Origin of the sequence: Helcobacillus massiliensis, assembly GCF_014191425.1 — a bacterium.
In the GTDB taxonomy this organism is placed as follows: Bacteria; Actinomycetota; Actinomycetes; order Actinomycetales; family Dermabacteraceae; genus Helcobacillus; species Helcobacillus massiliensis.
The window spans coordinates 824,342-840,786 of sequence record NZ_JACHWP010000001.1; the positions used below are offsets into that span (position 1 = coordinate 824,342).

15 protein-coding genes and 1 tRNA gene are annotated in these 16,445 nt (G+C 67.8%); 8 read left to right on the forward strand and 8 right to left on the reverse strand.

Features of this window, described 5'->3' with window-relative positions; translation table 11 throughout:
- Window positions 1–6: 6 nt before the first annotated feature.
- From FHX50_RS03795 to FHX50_RS03810, 4 genes are all read right to left on the reverse strand, one after another.
- Entirely contained in the window at window positions 7–894 is an 888-nt protein-coding gene (locus tag FHX50_RS03795; protein ID WP_246370649.1) for a Nif3-like dinuclear metal center hexameric protein, read from the reverse strand.
- Complete coding sequence (gene sufU / locus FHX50_RS03800) at window positions 884–1,357, reverse strand: Fe-S cluster assembly sulfur transfer protein SufU (protein WP_183374603.1); 474 nt, start codon at window positions 1,355–1,357, stop codon at window positions 884–886. Before sufU ends, FHX50_RS03795 begins: the two co-directional genes overlap by 11 nt.
- Window positions 1,354–2,622 carry an aminotransferase class V-fold PLP-dependent enzyme gene (locus FHX50_RS03805; protein WP_183374605.1) on the reverse strand — a complete coding sequence of 423 codons (1,269 nt, stop codon included), beginning with the start codon at window positions 2,620–2,622 and terminating at the stop codon, window positions 1,354–1,356. The genes sufU and FHX50_RS03805 overlap by 4 nt, the downstream gene beginning before the upstream one ends.
- A gap of 70 nt (window positions 2,623–2,692) precedes the next feature.
- Window positions 2,693–3,625, reverse strand: a complete 933-nt coding sequence (locus tag FHX50_RS03810) for an EamA family transporter (RefSeq protein ID WP_183374607.1) — start codon at window positions 3,623–3,625, stop codon at window positions 2,693–2,695.
- 204 nt (window positions 3,626–3,829) lie between these two features.
- Here FHX50_RS03810 and FHX50_RS12235 point away from each other — a divergent pair, with 204 nt between their 5' ends.
- Window positions 3,830–6,583: a S8 family serine peptidase gene (locus FHX50_RS12235; protein ID WP_183374609.1), complete on the forward strand. Its 2,754-nt coding sequence runs from the start codon at window positions 3,830–3,832 to the stop codon at window positions 6,581–6,583.
- 87 nt (window positions 6,584–6,670) lie between these two features.
- Here FHX50_RS12235 and FHX50_RS03820 read toward each other — a convergent pair whose 3' ends face one another.
- The gene (locus tag FHX50_RS03820) at window positions 6,671–7,294 is read right to left on the reverse strand and encodes a hypothetical protein (RefSeq protein ID WP_183374611.1); all 624 of its coding nucleotides are present in this window, start codon (window positions 7,292–7,294) and stop codon (window positions 6,671–6,673) included.
- A gap of 149 nt (window positions 7,295–7,443) precedes the next feature.
- On the opposite strand from FHX50_RS03820, the gene FHX50_RS03825 reads away from it, so the two are divergent.
- On the forward strand, window positions 7,444–7,893 hold the full coding sequence (locus FHX50_RS03825; RefSeq protein WP_183374613.1) for a hypothetical protein: 450 nt from the start codon (window positions 7,444–7,446) through the stop codon (window positions 7,891–7,893).
- 118 nt (window positions 7,894–8,011) lie between these two features.
- On the opposite strand, the gene FHX50_RS03830 is transcribed toward FHX50_RS03825, so the two are convergent.
- Both FHX50_RS03830 and FHX50_RS03835 read right to left on the reverse strand, forming a co-directional pair.
- A tRNA-Val gene (locus FHX50_RS03830) sits at window positions 8,012–8,088 on the reverse strand.
- A 95-nt stretch (window positions 8,089–8,183) separates the two neighbouring features.
- Window positions 8,184–8,600: a DUF3052 domain-containing protein gene (locus FHX50_RS03835; RefSeq protein ID WP_183374615.1), complete on the reverse strand. Its 417-nt coding sequence runs from the start codon at window positions 8,598–8,600 to the stop codon at window positions 8,184–8,186.
- A gap of 265 nt (window positions 8,601–8,865) precedes the next feature.
- Here FHX50_RS03835 and aceE point away from each other — a divergent pair, with 265 nt between their 5' ends.
- From aceE to FHX50_RS03865, 6 genes are all read left to right on the forward strand, one after another.
- A complete protein-coding gene (aceE, locus tag FHX50_RS03840; protein ID WP_183374617.1) occupies window positions 8,866–11,613 on the forward strand; it encodes a pyruvate dehydrogenase (acetyl-transferring), homodimeric type in 2,748 nt (915 codons plus the stop codon).
- A 70-nt stretch (window positions 11,614–11,683) separates the two neighbouring features.
- Complete coding sequence (locus FHX50_RS03845) at window positions 11,684–12,061, forward strand: GntR family transcriptional regulator (RefSeq protein ID WP_183374619.1); 378 nt, start codon at window positions 11,684–11,686, stop codon at window positions 12,059–12,061.
- Between the two features lie 65 nt (window positions 12,062–12,126).
- On the forward strand, window positions 12,127–13,065 hold the full coding sequence (locus FHX50_RS03850; RefSeq protein ID WP_183374621.1) for an ACP S-malonyltransferase: 939 nt from the start codon (window positions 12,127–12,129) through the stop codon (window positions 13,063–13,065).
- A 1-nt stretch (window position 13,066) separates the two neighbouring features.
- The gene (locus FHX50_RS03855; protein WP_183374623.1) at window positions 13,067–14,071 is read left to right on the forward strand and encodes a beta-ketoacyl-ACP synthase III; all 1,005 of its coding nucleotides are present in this window, start codon (window positions 13,067–13,069) and stop codon (window positions 14,069–14,071) included.
- A gap of 159 nt (window positions 14,072–14,230) precedes the next feature.
- Complete coding sequence (locus FHX50_RS03860; RefSeq protein ID WP_183374625.1) at window positions 14,231–14,479, forward strand: acyl carrier protein; 249 nt, start codon at window positions 14,231–14,233, stop codon at window positions 14,477–14,479.
- 86 nt (window positions 14,480–14,565) lie between these two features.
- The gene (locus tag FHX50_RS03865) at window positions 14,566–15,810 is read left to right on the forward strand and encodes a beta-ketoacyl-[acyl-carrier-protein] synthase family protein (RefSeq protein ID WP_183374627.1); all 1,245 of its coding nucleotides are present in this window, start codon (window positions 14,566–14,568) and stop codon (window positions 15,808–15,810) included.
- A 74-nt stretch (window positions 15,811–15,884) separates the two neighbouring features.
- On the opposite strand, the gene FHX50_RS03870 is transcribed toward FHX50_RS03865, so the two are convergent.
- Window positions 15,885–16,379, reverse strand: coding sequence for a DUF3145 family protein (locus FHX50_RS03870; protein ID WP_183374629.1), 495 nt, complete (start codon window positions 16,377–16,379; stop codon window positions 15,885–15,887).
- Between the last annotated feature and the right edge of the window lie 66 nt (window positions 16,380–16,445).

Consider the following 16,445-nt stretch of genomic DNA (forward strand, 5'->3'; position numbering starts at 1 on the left):
GGCCCCTCAGCCGACGCGGCCGGTGAACGGGTCGGTGCTGACGGAACTGATGCGCACCTCGAGATCGGGCAGGCGTTCAGCGAGCAGCTCCTTCGCCAGGGGCAGCCAGAGGGATTCGCTGGCCGAATGGGCAACGTCGATGAGCGCGGGCACCGCTGTCTCATCCGCCGCGGATTCGAGGTGCTCGGAGGCGGGGTGGTGGCGCAGGTCGCTGGTGACGTAGCCGTCGACACCGGCGGCGGTCGCGTCAGAGAGGAATGAGTCGCCGGAGCCGGGGCATACCGCGACACGCCGCACCGGCCGGTCCCCGTCACCGGTGAAGCGGATGCCCTGCGCGGTCGCGGGGACGCGGGCGGCGATGTTCTCAGCGAGCTCGCGCACCGTTGTGGGCTCACGCAGCGCGCCGACGGCGCCCAGGCCGAACAGGTCCTCCCGTGCGGAGTCCGCGCCGGACGCGGCGAGCGGCTGCGGGTCCTCGAGGTCCAGAACGCGCAGCCACCCGCCGACGGTGCCGCGGATGGACCGGTCCACATTCGTATGACCGCACCACAGGCCGATGCGCGATCGGATCAGTTCGGTGATGACAGCGCCCTTGCCGGTGTGCGCCGGCAGGAAGCTGACGGGCTTCAACAGCAGCGGATGGTGCGCGATGATCAGGTCTGCGCCGATCTCGCGCGCTTCGCGGACCACTGCGAGGGTGGGGTCCACGGTCAGCAGCACCCGTCGGACCGGTTCGTCCCGGACGCCCGCGACGAGGCCCACCCGGTCCCAGTCCTCCGCCCAGTCGAGCGGGTAGGCGTCCTCGAGGACGTCCTGGACGGCGCCGAGGGTGAGGCCGATGGGGTTGTGCCCGAAGGTTCCCTCAGCGGGGTCGGGAGCGGTCTCAGCGGTCATTCTCGGTGTCCTTTCGGGCGGTGAGAGCATCGGCGAGCGCAGCCTGGTACGCCTTCCACGCCATGAGGACGCATTTGACGCGGCCGGGGAACTTGGAGGCGCCGGTGAGGGCGACACCGTCGCCGAGCACGTCCTCATCGCCGGCGATCCTGCCGCGGGAGTGCATCGCCTCGTCCATGTGGGCACTGATCTCCTCGATCTCCTCGCGGGTGCGCCCGATGAACAGGTCGGTCATGATGGAGGCGGAGGCGCGGCTCATCGCGCAGCCCTGCGCCTCGTACGGCAGGTCCTCCACGCGCCGCCCGTCCTCGGAGAGGCGGATCCGCAGCGTGATCTCGTCACCGCAGGTGGGGTTGACGTGGTGCACTTCGGCGTCGAACGGGTCGCGCAGACCCGCGTTCTGCGGGTGCTTGTCGTGGTCGAAGATGAGCTCCGAGTAGAGCGCGGTGAGAGGGCTGGTCACTGGAACCTCGCGAAGAAGTCGATGGCGGTGCGGACGGAGTCGAGCAGGGCGTCGACCTCCGCCTCGGTGGTGTGGACGCTGAAGCTGGCGCGGCTGGTGCCGGGCAGGCCGTAGCGGCGGTGAAGGGGCCAGGCGCAGTGGTGGCCCACGCGCACGAGAACGCCCTGGGAGTCGAGCACCTGGCCGATGTCGTGCGGGTGGCGGCCGTCCACGGCGAACGCGACGGCGCCGGCACGGCCGGGGACATCGGAAGAAGGGCCGATGACGCGGACACCGTCGATCGCCTCGAGGCCGCGCACCGCGCGCTGAGTGAGCTGCCGTTCGTGTTCGGCGATGCGGTCCATGCCGAGGTCGCTGAGGTAGTCGACAGCGGCGGCGAGGCCGATGGCCTGTGAGATCATCGGGGTGCCGGCTTCGAACCGCGCCGGGGGCTCGGCGAAGGTCGTCTGCTCCATGGTGACGACCTCGATCATGGAGCCGCCGAGCATCACCGGCGGCATCTCAGCGAGCAGCTCGAAGCGCCCCCAGAGAGCACCGATGCCGGTGGGTCCGAGCATCTTATGGCCGCTGAAGGCGGCGAAGTCGACCCCGAGGTCCTGGACATCGACCGGCATGTGCGGCACCGACTGGCAGGCGTCGAGAACAGTCAGCGCTCCCACGTCCTTCGCGGCCTCGACCAGACGGGCCACCGGGTTGATCGTGCCGGTGACGTTGGACTGGTGAGTGAAGGCGACCACCTTCGTCCGCTCGGTGAGGAGGGTGTCGAGGTCGGTGAGGTCGAGGGTGAAGTCGTCCGCGAGGGGGATCCAGCGCAGGGTCGCGCCGGTGCGGCGGGCGAGCTCCTGCCAGGGCACCAGGTTCGCGTGGTGCTCCATTTCGGTCACAAGGATCTCGTCCCCCTCCTTGACCCGCAGGTGGTCGGGGGTGGAGGCGTCCCCGTTGGACAGGGAGTAGGCCACGATGTTGAGCGCCTCGGTGGCGTTCTTGGTGAAGATCAGTTCCCGCTCGTCCCGGCAGCCGACGAAGCGCGCGATCGTCTCGCGGGCCGACTCGTACGGGTCGGTGGCGTCCTCCGCGAGCTGGTGGGCGCCGCGCTTGACGGCGGCGTTGTGGCCGGTGAGGAAGTCGACTTCGGCGTCGATGACCTGGCGGGGCCGCTGGGAGGTGGCGCCGGAGTCGAGGTAGACGATGGGCTGACCGTCCGCTGTGGTGCGCGTCAGGATCGGGAAATCCGCTCGGATCGATTCGATGTCCCAGTCGCGCATGCGGTCTCCGTGTCCTCTCCTCAGCCGGGTGGTGCCTTCCCTCATCATACGAGTGCGCAGGTGGGCTCGGTCAGGACCCGTCGGCCCGCTCCCCCGCTTCCGAGTCCTCGCTGCTCACCCGCGTTTGACTCTGCGTGCTGCACGCCCTGGGCTGACGGCGCGCCGAGCGGACCACCAGTGTGGTCGCGGTGCAGATCAGCGCCACGCCGACCAGCTCCACAGGGGTGAGGCGCTCCCCCAGTACGATCGCCCCGAACAGCACCGCGGCGATGGGATGGCTGCTCTGCAGTGTCGATGCAACGTGCATCGGCACGCGCCGCATCGCCAGCACGTCCAGCGCGTACGGCAGCGCTGAGGAGAGGACGCCGGCGGCGAGCCCGATCAGCAGCACCGGCCAGGTGAGCGGCTGAGCGGTGCCGAGCACCAGCGCGATCGGGATGAGGACCACCAGGCCGGTGAGCGATGCCATGGCCGACGGGACCAGGCCCGGCAGGCGCCGCCCCGCCGCCCGGTTCGCCAGCAGGTAGAACGCCCAGCTCAGCCCGGCGATCGCGGCGAAGGCGATGCCGAGCGCATCAGTGGACAGGGTGGGGCCGGTCAGCAGCAGCATGCCGACGAGGCCGAGCGCAGCGTACGCCCATCCACGGCGGTGCGGGGAGGAGATCGCCCCCAGCAGGATCGGGCCCAGCATTTCGATGGACACCGCCATCCCGACGCCGATCCGGGCGAATGCCAGGTAGATGGAGACGTTCATCGCGAGCAGGGGCACGGCGAGGAGGACGCCCCACCACAGCTGGCGGCGGTCGGTGATGCGAGGAACGAGGCGAACGGACAGGGCGGTGTGGCTGGCCGCCATCATCGTGTAGCGGACGAGCACGAGGGCGGCGAGGCCGAACACGGGCATCACCGCGGTGGCGAGCGATGCGCCGAACTGGAGAACGGCGGCGGCGAGCAGGATCAGCGCGATGCCCTGCGCCATCTGCGCCCTGTCCTCCGTCGTCATCCCGGCAGGATAGCGGCGGCACACGGTGGACGCGCGCTCAGTCCAGGTGCCCGGCTTCGACCAGGCACCTCCCTCACCTGCAGTGATGCCGATGCGGTCACATTTCGGCAAAGAGCAGACAAAGCCTTGGAGGGCAACGCAGGTCACATGCTGTAATGAGCCTCACCTTCGGGTGCCCTTTCCCCCCTCTAAGGAGAATCCCCCATGGCTGAACGCCGCCCCTCATCCCACCGTGCCCGCACCGTCGGTGCCGGAGCCGCCGCAGCCGCCCTGTCCATGAGCCTCGGCCTCCCCGCCTCCACCGCCACCGGTGACGTCACCGTCATCGGCTCCGCCTCCGACCTCGGCGGCGCGGTCGCGACGATCTCCCCGGACGGCCTCAAGCTGGAGCGTGTGCGCGTCCACAACCGCTACCTCGTGCAGACCGAGGGCAAGGCCATCGCCCACGGCGGCAGCAGGTCCGCCATCAAGAGCGCCCAGCAGCGCGCCAAGGCCGGTGCGAAGGGCCAGGGCGTCACCATGAAGGTGGACCGTGAGTACTCCGACGTGTGGAACGGCATGTCGGTCACCGTGGATGACTCCGAGGTGGAGAAGCTGCGCGCCGCTGACGGCGTCGTCGCCGTCTACCCGGTGTACGAGGTGGAGCGCCCCGAGCCGGTCGACAATGCCGAGCCGCAGAACGAGTTCGCGCAGAAGATGACCGGTGCGGACATCGCCCGCAACGACATGGGCCTCACCGGCAAGGGTGTGAAGGTCGGCGTCATCGACTCCGGCATCGACTACAACAACCCGTCCCTCGGCGGCTCCGGCACCAACAACGAGAAGGCCGACTTCCCCAACAAGCGCGTGGTGGGCGGCTACGACTTCGTCGGCGACGACTACGACGCCTCCGGCAGGGACGGCAGCCCCACTCCCACTCCGGATGAGTTCCCCGATGACACCGGTGGTCACGGCACCCACGTGGCCGGCATCATCGGCGGCGACGGCGACGTCCAGGGCGTCGCCCCCGAGGCGGACCTGTACGCGTACCGCATCTTCGGAACCAACGGCAGCGCCTCCACCGATGTCATCCTCGCCGCGATGGACCGTGCTGCGCAGGACGGCATGGACGTGGTGAACATGTCGCTCGGCTCGGGCCTCATGACGTGGAAGGACTACCCGACTGCGCAGGCGGCCGACGCCATGCACCGCGAGGGCATCTCCATGATCGTCGCGATGGGCAACGACGGCGCTTATGGAACCTTCACCGGTGGTTCCCCGGGCACCGCGGACGAGGTCATCTCCGTGGGCTCCGTGGACAACACCCACTACCGCAGCCCGTTCTTCACCACTGAGGCCGGCGCCGAGATCGCCTACGCTCCCGGCAGCCCGGCCCCGCAGCCGCCGACCTCCGGCACGATGGAGCTCGTCGCCGCCGGTGCCGATGATGACAAGAACGCGCTGGCCTGCAACGGCACCGACCTGCCGAAGGCGACCGGTGAGCAGGCCCTGCTGATCAAGCGCGGCGAGTGCAGCTTCCACGAGAAGGCCGTCAACGCTGAGAAGGCCGGCTACAAGGCCGTCATCATCTACAACAACACCGCCGGCACCATCAACGCTTCCCTCGACGGTGACCCGAAGATCGGCATCCCCACCGTCACCATCACGCAGGCCGACGGGCTCGCCCTGCAGAAGGACATCGCCGACGGCGGCGCCACCTTCACCTGGCAGGACGGCACGGTCGCCACGGAGAACGAGACCGGCGGCTACATGTCGGACTTCTCCAGCTACGGCCTGACCGCGGACCTCGACCTCAAGCCGACGGTGTCCGCACCAGGCGGGGCCATCTGGTCCACCATCCCGGTGGAGCAGGGCGGCGAGGGCGCCATGTCCGGCACCTCGATGGCGACCCCGCACGTGGCCGGTGTGGTCGCGCAGATGCTGCAGGACAACCCTGACCTCACCACCGATGAGATTCGCATCCGCCTGCAGAACACGGCTGACCAGCTCGACTTCGGCCTGAAGCCGAACGCCGGCCTGAACGCCCCGGTGCACCACCAGGGCGGCGGCATCGTCAACGTCCCGGAGGCGGTGAAGACCTCCACACTGATCACGACCGATCGCGGCCATTCGCATCTTGCTCTGGGTGAGGGCGAGCAGGGCCCGGTCACGAAGACGATCACGATCCGCAACACCTCGGACAAGCCCGTCACCTACGACCTGGGGGTCCGCTACAGCGTCGCCACCGGCGGCGAGGAGACCCACGACCCGACGTTCATGGAGGCGAAGGCGGACGTCACCTTCTCCAAGGACACGGTGACGGTGCCCGCGGGCGGCTCCGAAACGGTCGATGTCACCTTCTCCGAGGACTTCGGCCAGAACGGCATCATCCACGGCGGCTGGATCACGGTGACGGACCCGATGGAGGAGCACACGGTGCCGTTCGCGGGTATGTCCGGTGACTACCAGGCGCTGCCGCTGCTGGTGGACGGCGGCATGGGTCTGCCGGTGCTCGGTAAGGCGAAGGGCGACTCGGTGGACATCGCCGGGAAGCACCCGACCTACACGATGCAGGGCGATGACCGCCCGTACATCATCTACCGGCTGAACCTGCCGGCCGAGACCGCGAAGCTGGAGATCTTCACGGCCAACGCCGACGGCTCCAAGGGCGCACCGGTCCACCCGAAGTTCAACACGGCGTGGGAGGACCAGCACGTCACGAAGTCCGCGGACTACTTCATCGCCGATTGGACCGGCGAGGTGCAGGGCAACAACGGCAACAACAAGAGCCGCACGGTCCCAAGCGGTGACTACGTCATGGAGCTGAAGGTGCTCAAGCCGATGGGTGATCCGAAGAACCCGGCGCATTGGGAGACCTGGGAGTCCGGCTCGTTCACCATCGATCGCCCCGGCGAGAAGCAGAACCCGGGCAAGGGCAAGAAGCCCGCGAAGCCCGGCAAGGGCAACGGGAAGGGCTGACCACCGGACCGGTCTGCTGATCGGGTGAACAGAACAGGGGCGGCATCTGCAGATCTGCGGGTGCCGCCCCTCATCGTGCTCGGGGACTCACTGGTAGGAGACGAACCAGGGCCGCGGTTCGATGGCGTAGGTCTCCTCGGGGGTGAACATGGGCTTGTCCTCGTCGATGAAGTTCTTCCACGCCATCCAGATGCCCTCAGGAAGGTCGGTGCGGAGAGCATCCCAGGTGGCCATCTTCTCGCTGCGCACACCGTGCCCGTCGGCGTGCAGAGTGATGGCGAGCTCCTCTCGGGAGGTGTCGACGTCCTGACGGCTGCGGATCATGGCGAGCTGGAACTGGTGGAGGATCAGCACCTTCTGCGGCAGCCGGTTCGACTTCACGAGGTCGGCGAGCCAGGTGATGACGGTGTTGATCTCGGCGGCTTCAACGGATCCGATCTGCCGCATGTGCTTCTGGTCGGGCTTGAGCCGCCATTCCGGGTCGAGCGCGAGGCCCACGTGGGGGTGCTTCAAAAGGTCTTCGTACAGCTTCGCCTGGGTGAGGAAGTCAGTACGCCCGGGCTGCAGGTCCAGGACCACATAGATCCCCTCTTTGCCGGCCGCCTCGACCCAGGGCCTGATGGTTTCGGGGTCGATTTCGGCGGAGTAGTCCCCGTCGGCCCCCGCGGCGGACGAGGCGATCGTGGTGATGATCTCGAACGCCGGCTGCACGGGGACGTCGCTGTGCGGCTGATAGTCCTTCGCGTACTGCTTCGCCAGCGCGATGGCTTCGTCGGCATGTCCGTCGCCGGGTCTGCGGCGAGGTCGAGCTCGACCGACTTCAGCTTCTCCCCCAGGCCGGTGATGTCCAGGCCCTTCGGGTGGATCACGGTGGTGGTCTTGAGGCGTGTGAGTTCGTCGGCGGTCGCGGCGCCGGTGCCGAGCAGCAGTGGGATGTGGGCCTTCGCGGCGAGGTCAGCGATCGTCGACAGGGCGTCGGCGGAGCCCGGGTCGGCGACGGCGACGTGTTCGGCGGTCTCCACCACGGCAGCGCTGACCGCCGCGGCGGCTGCGGCATCGTCCGCCGGATCGACGACGGTGTTCGCCGCAGCGGTGGCGGCGAAGCGGGTACCGGTGCCCTTGCCGCCCTTGGTGGCCTTCTTCTGCGTCGCGTCGTCGCTGTCGGAGCAGGCGGCGAGAACGGCGGAGGTTCCGGCGGCAAGCGTGCCGGTGAGGATGAGGCGCCGGGAGGCGAGGGAACGAAGCGGTGGGTTCACGATGCGGGGGCCTTTCGCGACGCGGTCAGTGTCGGGATGGGAGCCGGCCACTGAACTGCGGCCGCTGCCTGAGCCGACTCCCCGCTGTTCGACTGTTCTGCACAGTCGGGGATGTGCTCGCAGAAAGCCCCTCATGCGCAGACGGATCGTCGGAGAGCGGCACAGCAGTCAATGGTGGGCCATGAGGGATTCGAACCCCCGACATCCACGGTGTAAACATGGCGCTCTAACCAACTGAGCTAATGGCCCGCACGGGCAGTGATCCTGCCACGCGGGGTTCCCCGGCGCAAACCCGACCGGAATCGGGGAGCCGGGCGGAACGGCTGCAACAGCCGCGCCGGGGATCAGGAACGGCTGGCGAGGCGGGTCGCCGTCCAGTCCTCAGCCACCGTGATCGTGTTCATCGAGCGCAGACCGGCGAGGTCCGCGGACTCCATGATCGTGGCGGGGTTGACGTGCTCGTCGCGCCCGGCCTTCACGGTGAGGACCCAGACGTCGCCACCGGCATCGAGGGAGCTGATGGCGTCCTGAAGGATGTCCACAAGGTCACCGTCGGACTTGCGGAACCAGATGATCACGTGGTCCACGATCTCCTGCGAATCCTCGTCCTCCAGATCGGAGCCGATGATGTCCTCGATCGTGTCCCGGAGGTCGAAGTCGACATCGTCGTCGTATCCGAACTCCTGGATGAGCTGGTCATGGGTGAAGCCGAGCGCATCAGCGAGCTGTTTGCGGTTGTCGGCCTCGGCAGACGGTGACAAGAACAATCTCCTCTTCACAGTTGAGTGAACCCGTCGGCCGACGGGTCCCGGAGTGACGCCCGACTCATACGGACGTGATCGCGATTCTAACGGAGCACCCCGCCCATGTCACTTGAGTCTCCCCGGGCCCCACCGCGGGGGCCTTCCTCTGCGCCCACCTGCGCGGGACAGCGTAGGCTGGGGGCGTCTGCGGTCGACTGACCGACGCGTGCGCACAGCCCAGAGCTCCAGCACGCGCGCCACCCCCGCAAGGAAGAAGGACAGCGTGAATTCGAACGACATCACCGGTCGTCAGGGCATCGGCCTGCCGAGCTACGCCAATGACTCCGACCCCGAGGAGACCCGCGAATGGCTCGACTCCCTCGACGCGGTCCGCAGGGCCCGCGGCGATGAGCGCGCATCGCATGTCGTTCAGAATCTGATCACGCACGCGCGCAAGAACAACATCGACGTCCCCTCCGTGGAGAACACGGACTACGTCAACACCATCTCCGTCGACGACGAGCCCGAATACCCGGGCGACCTCGCCATCGAGAAGGAGATCCGCCGCGCCGTCCGCTGGAACGCCGCGATGGTCGTACACCGTGCGCAGCGTCCCGAGATCGGGGTGGGCGGTCACCTCTCCAGCTTCGCCTCGATCTCCACGATGTACGAAGTGGGCTTCAACCACTTCTTCCGCGGGCGGCAGCACCCCGGCGGCGGCGATCAGGTCTTCTTCCAGGGCCACGCCTCCCCCGGCATCTACTCCCGAGCCTTCCTGATGGGCCGCCTCAGCGAGGATGACCTCAACGGCTTCCGGCAGGAGAAGTCCCACCCCCACGGCATGCCGTCCTACCCGCACCCGCGTGCCATGCCGGAGTTCTGGCAGTTCCCGACCGTGTCGATGGGCATCGGCCCCGTCAACGCGATTGAGCAGGCCTCGATCAACAAGTACCTGCACAGCCGCGGCCTGAAGGACACGTCCGATCAGCACGTGTGGGCGTTCCTCGGCGACGGTGAGATGGACGAGGTCGAGTCCCGCGGCGCTCTGCACATCGCCGCCAACGAGATGCTCGACAACCTGACCTTCGTGGTGAACTGCAACCTGCAGCGCCTCGACGGCCCCGTCCGCGGCAACGGCAAGATCATCCAGGAACTGGAGGCACAGTTCCGCGGTGCCGGCTGGAACGTCATCAAGCTCGTCTGGGGCGGCGGCTGGGACGATCTGTTCGCCAAGGACGCCGACGGCGCCCTGGTGGACCTCATGAACACCACGCCCGACGGTGACTTCCAGACCTACCGCGCCGAATCCGGCGGTTTCATCCGCGACAACTTCTTCGGCCGCGACCCGCGCACGAAGGCCCTGGTCGAGGATCTCAGCGATGACGACATCTGGTGGGGGCTCAAGCGCGGCGGCCACGACCCGAAGAAGATCTACGCCGCGTTCAAGGCCGCGATGGAGACCAAGGGCAAGCCCACCGTCATCCTCGCGCACACGGTCAAGGGGTACGTGCTCGGCTCCAACTTCGCGGGCCGCAACGCCACCCACCAGATGAAGAAGTTCACTCTGGAGGACCTCAAGCAGCTGCGCGACACCCTGCACATCCCGATCACCGACAAGGAGATCGATCCGAACCTGTACGGCTCGCCGTACTACACCCCGGACCCGGACAGCGACGCCATGCAGTACATGCATGACCGGCGCAAGGAGCTCGGCGGCGTCATCCCCGACAACCGTCATAAGAAGGCCCTGTTCCAGGTGCCGGAGATGAAGACCTTCGATGTGGCCCGTCGCGGCTCCGGCAAGCAGGAGATCGCCACCACGATGGCGCTCGTTCGCCTGCTGCGCGACCTCATGCGCGACAAGGAGACCGGCAAGTACTGGGTGCCGATCATCCCCGATGAGGCCCGCACGTTCGGTATGGACTCCATGTTCCCCACCGCGAAGATCTACAACCCGCGCGGCCAGAACTACCTGTCCGTGGACCGTGACCTGCTCCTCGCCTACAAGGAGTCCGAGACCGGCCAGATCAAGCACATGGGCATCAACGAGATCTCCTCCACCTCCGCGTTCACCGCGGCAGGAACGGCGTACTCGACCCATGAAGTGCCGCTGGTTCCCTTCTACATCTTCTACTCGATGTTCGGATTCCAGCGCACCGGTGACTTCTTCTGGGCCGCCGGCGACCAGATGGCGAAGGGCTTCGTCATCGGCGCCACCGCCGGCAAGACCACCCTCGCCGGTGAAGGCCTGCAGCACATGGACGGCCACTCCCCGATCCTCGCGAACACGAACCCCGGTGCGGTCATCTACGACCCCGCGTACGGCTACGAGATCGGCCACATCATCCGCGACGGCCTGCAGCGGATGTACGGCGAGAACGAGGAGCGGGAGCAGAACGTCTTCTACTACCTCACCGTGTACAACGAGCCGATCGTGCACCCGGCGGAGCCGGAGGACCTCGATGTCGACGGTCTGCTGAAGGGCATGTACGTCATCCAGCCCGCGCCGGAGGGCGACGGCCCCGAGGTGCAGCTGATGGCGTCCGGTGTGTCGGTGCCGTGGGCTGAGCAGGCGCAGAAGCTGCTGCTGGAGGACTGGGGCGTGCGCGCCACCGTCTGGTCCGTCACCTCGTGGACGGAGATGCGCAAGGAGGCCCTGGAGGCGGAGGAGCACAACTTCCTCCACCCGGAGGACGAGCCGCGCACCCCGTGGATCTCTCAGCGCCTCGAGGGGGCGAAGGGTCCGTTCATCGCCACCAGCGACTACGACTACCTGGTGCCGGACATGATCCGTCAGTGGATCCCGGGCGAGTACGCCGTTCTCGGTGCTGACGGCTGGGGCTTCTCCGACACCCGCTCCGCGGCACGCCGCTACCTCCACATCGACACTGAGTCGATGGTGGTGCGCGCCCTGCAGATGCTCGCGAAGGACGGCCAGATCGAGCGCTCCGTGGTGCGCGACGCCATGGAGAAGTACGACCTGCTGAACGTCAACGCCGGCCGCACCGGCAACGCGGGCGGCGACGCCTGATCATGGCGATGGGCCGACGGGTTCTGGAGGATCCGTCGGCCCCTCGCTGTCCCGCCGCACTGGAGAACTGATGCCCGCTCAGCTCACCGACCTGATCAGCGTGGACCGCAGCAGCCCGGTGGCCGCTGCGGAGCAGATCCACTCGGGAATCGCCGCTGCCATCCGCAGCGGTGACCTCTCCCCCGGCCAGCGCCTGCCCGCCGTGCGCGCCCTCGCCTCCGATCTGGGGGTTGCGGCGAACACGGCCGCCAAGGCGGTCCGCTCCCTGCAGGAGGCGGGCCTGGTGACCACGCACGGGAGAGGTGGGACACGCGTCGCCGCGCCCGACGGCGTCGAATCCCAGATCGCGGCGGCGGCCCGCGAGTATGCTGAGACGGCGAGACGATCGGGCCTGTCACGCGATGACGCGATCGCGCATGTCCGCCGTGCCCTCTCCGAACTGGAATGAGGCGCGCCTGATCGCCCCTTCCTCTTCGCACTGACCACCATCGCCGATCGACTTGTGGAGCCACATTGCTCGTCATCGCCTCTCCCGGACAGGGAGCGCAGAAGCCCGGATTCCTCAGCCCCTGGCTGGAGCTCGACTCCGTCGGATCCCTCGTGGACACCCTGTCCGACGCCTCCGGCATCGACATCCGCCGCCACGGCACCGAATCCGATGCGGACACCATCCGCGACACCGCCGTTGCTCAGCCGCTGCTGGTCGCTGCCAGCCTGATCACCCACAGTGTGCTGTTCGGCTCCCTCACCCTGCCCCGCCCCGACCTGTACGCCGGGCACAGCGTCGGTGAGATCGGCGCTGCCGCGCAGGCGGGCATGCTGTCCGAGGAGAACGCGATGCGCCTGGTGGCGGTCCGCTCCCAGGCGATGGCGCGCGCCGCTGCGGCCGAGCAGACCGGGATGGCGGCAGTCGTCGGCGGCAAGCGCGAGGAGGTCCTCGCTGCGATTGAGCAGGCCGGGGCCTCCCCCGCGAACATCAACGGCGCCGCGCAGGTCGTCGCCGCCGGCGACGAGGCCTCCCTCGCCGCGCTCTCGGAGAACCCGCCGGCCCGTGCGCGCGTGATCCCGCTGCAGGTCGCGGGCGCATTCCACTCGCGGTTCATGGAGCCGGCGCGCGATGAGCTCGCTGAGCAGGCCGGGAAGTTCGCGACCCGTGACGCGATCATCCCCGTGGTCTCCAACGCCGATGGCTCCCTCGTGACCGACGGCGCCGCCTTCCTCTCTTCGCTCGTGAACCAGGTGGCGAGCACGGTCGACTGGGAGGCCTGCATGCACACGTTCGCCGACCAGGGCGTCACCGGCATCCTGGAGCTCGCTCCCGCCGGAACGCTGACCGGCCTGGCGAAGCGCGACCTCAAGCAGGTCGCCCGCTTCGACCTGAACACCCCCGACGACCTCGACGCCGCGCGTGCCTTCGTCTCCGAGCACGCCAGCGCCTCCAAGGAGAGCTGACATGACCGTTTCCCTCACTCCGACGCAGCCGGTCCCCGGTTCCCAGGTCCTCGGCTACGGAGCCGCCCGCGGCGACCTGGACGTCCCCAACGACGACATCGTCGGCCCGATCAACTCCTCCGACGAGTGGATCCGGCAGCGCACCGGCATCATCTCCCGCAAGCGCGCCAGCGCCGACGTGAGCCTGCTGGACCTGGCGAAGAAGGCCTCCCTGGAGGCCGTGGAGAACTCCGGCCTGACAGGTTCGGACATCGACGCGGTGATCGTCGGCACCATCACCTTCGAGTACCACACTCCGTCGCTGGCTGCTCTGCTCGCCTACGAGATCGGGGCCGACGGGGCCATCGCCTATGACATGGGCGCCGCCTGCGCCGGCTTCTGCTACGGCATCGGCCAGGCCGACGCCCTGGTGCGCGCCGGCACCGCGAAGAACGTCCTCGTGGTGGGAGCGGAGAAGCTCTCCGACATCATCGACCCCACCGACCGCTCCATGTCCTTCCTGCTCGGCGACGGCGCCGGAGCAGCCGTGGTGTCCGCCAGCGACGTTCCGAAGATCGGCCCCACCGTGTGGGGCAGCGACGGCGAGAACTGGAAGACCATCTACATGACCCACTCGCTGCTGGAGTACAAGGAGAACCCGGAGCTCGGGTTCCCGACTCTGCGGCAGGAGGGGCCGTCAGTGTTCCGCTGGGCCGTGTGGCACACCGCGGACATGATCCGCGAGTCGCTGGAGCGCTCTGGCCTCAGCGTGGAGGACGTCGACGTGTTCGTGCCGCACCAGGCGAACATGCGGATCATCGACCAGCTGGCGAAGCAGCTGAAGCTGCCCGATTCCGTGGTGATCGCCCGCGACATCGAGGACACCGGCAACACATCGGCCGCGTCCATACCCCTGGCGACGCACCGCCTGCTGCAGGAGGGCAAGGCCAAGAGCGGCGACGTCTGCGTGCAGATCGGATTCGGCGCCGGCCTCGCCTATGCCGGCCAGGTGGTCATCCTCCCCTGACTGCCGAACGGTAACAGTCCTGGCCACACGGTTTCTTTGGCTCGGTAACCGAATCTTTATGTGACCAACCCCCGTCCAAGCGCGGCGAATCAGTCCCTTTCCCGGCTTTGGCGGTAGTCTGAGCTTGCTGATTGTTCTGTCCAACCAAAGGAGAGCCTCATGGCACACACCGATGATGAGATCCTCGCCGGCCTGGCCGAGATCGTCAACGAGGAGACCGGCGTGGAGACCGCCGATGTCCAGCTCGACAAGTCCTTCACCGATGATCTCGACATCGACTCCATCTCGATGATGACCATCGTGGTCAACGCCGAGGAGAAGTTCGACGTCCGCATCCCCGACGAAGAGGTCAAGAACCTCGTCACCGTCGGCGACGCCGTCAAGTACATCTCCAGCGCTCAGGCCTGATCTGATCAGCGCCCGGGTTCTCATGCAGATGGGAGTCCCGGGCGCTGCGCTTTTTTGCCGCCTCGTCACAAGGACACTGCTTCACTATGACTGACCAGAGCCCACGCGTCGTCGTCACCGGCCTCGGCACCTTCAACCCGCTCGGCACTGACGCGGCCACTTCGTGGAAGAACGCCCTGGACGGCGTCAGCACCGCCACCACCCTCGACAACGACTGGGCCGAGACCTACGGCCTGTCCGTGGACTTCGCCTGCACTGTCGCCGGTGATCCGCTGGAGTTCCTCTCCCGCCCGGAGGCGCGCAAGCTCGACCCCAGCGGTCAGTACGCGATGATCGCTGCTCGCGAGGCATGGAAGGACGCCGGCAGCCCCGAAGTGGACCCGCTGCGCCTGGCGACCGTGGTCGGCGCCGGCATCGGCGGTGTCTGGACTATGCTCGACCAGTGGGACATCGTCCGTGAGCGCGGCGCCCGCCGCGTCAACCCCTACACCGTTCCGATGCTCATGCCGAACTCCGCGTCGGCCCATATCGAGATCGAGTTCGGTGCGAAGGCCGGCTCCCACACTCCCGTGTCCGCGTGTGCGACGGGTGCTGAATCCGTCGCTTGGGGCATGGACATGATCCGCAACGGCCGCGCCGATGTCGTCATCACCGGCGGCACGGACGCCTGCATCCACCCGCTGCCGCTGGCAGGATTCGCGAACATCCGCGCCCTCTCCACCCGCACCGATGACCCGAAGACCGCGTCGCGCCCGTACGACCGCGACCGCGATGGCTTCGTCCTCGGTGAGGGCGCCGGCATCCTCGTGCTGGAGTCGGAGGAGTTCGCCAAGGCCCGTGGCGCCCGAATCTACGCGTACGCGTCCGGTCGCGGCATGGCGTCGGACGCCCATCACATCTCCGCCCCGAGCCCGGACGGGCAGCAGCGCGCGATCCGCGAGGCCATCGAGGACGCCGGCATCGACGGCTCCGACCTGAAGCATGTGAACGCGCACGGCACTTCCACTCCCCTCGGAGACATCTCCGAGCTGGAGTCGGTGCGTGACGCCGTCGGCGCGGAGAAGTCGGATCAGATTGTGGTGAGCTCCACGAAGTCGATGACCGGTCACCTGCTCGGCGGCGCCGGCGCGGTGGAGTCGATCTTCTCGGTTCTGGCACTGCGCAACCGGGTGATCCCGCCGACGATCAACATTGAGAACCTCGATGAGAACGTCCCGCTGGATGTGGCGGTCAACGAACCGCGCGAGATGCCGGAGGGCGATGCCGCCGTGCTGAACAATGCTTTCGGCTTCGGCGGTCACGACATCGCCGTCGTCTTCACCAACGCGTAAGGCTTCGCCTTACATCTCATACATTGAAGGCCGGAGGTTCATTCCTCCGGCCTTCGCTTCGTGACCGAGCGATGTCACCCCACGAGGTGGAGGCGGCGGGGCGCGCTCTCCTCGATGGCGGCGCGGCGGTAGTGCTCGAGTTCCTCATCCCAGTCGCGGCCGAGCGCTCGGTCGATCTCGTCGGGGATGCGGTGCGGCCTGTTGCCGGCGAGTGCGATGCAGTGGCGGATGCGGTCCTCGGTGAGGGTGGCGTTGCCTTCGTGGTCCATCGCGGTGTGGTGGATGCCGAGGTCGGGGGTGTACATCCACCGGGAGCCGGTGTCGGTCGCCGTGGGCTCCTGAGTGATTTCGTAGCGCAGGTCGTTCCAGCCGCGCAGCGCGGTGGCGAGCTCAGCGCCGACTGCGGCGCGGCCGCTCCAGGCGATCTCTGCGCGCTGCAGGCCGGGGCCGGCGGGCTGGTCGTACCACCTGATGCGCACGGGCACGCCGAGGACTCCGCTGGCAGCCCATTCGATGTGTGGTGCGAGGGCGCGCGAAACGGAGTGAATATAGAGGACTCCCTGAGCCATTGCTCCCCTTCCGGTCGAATCGAAGCGTCTTCCCCACGAATCGATTCGCTGCCCGGATGGTCTGCT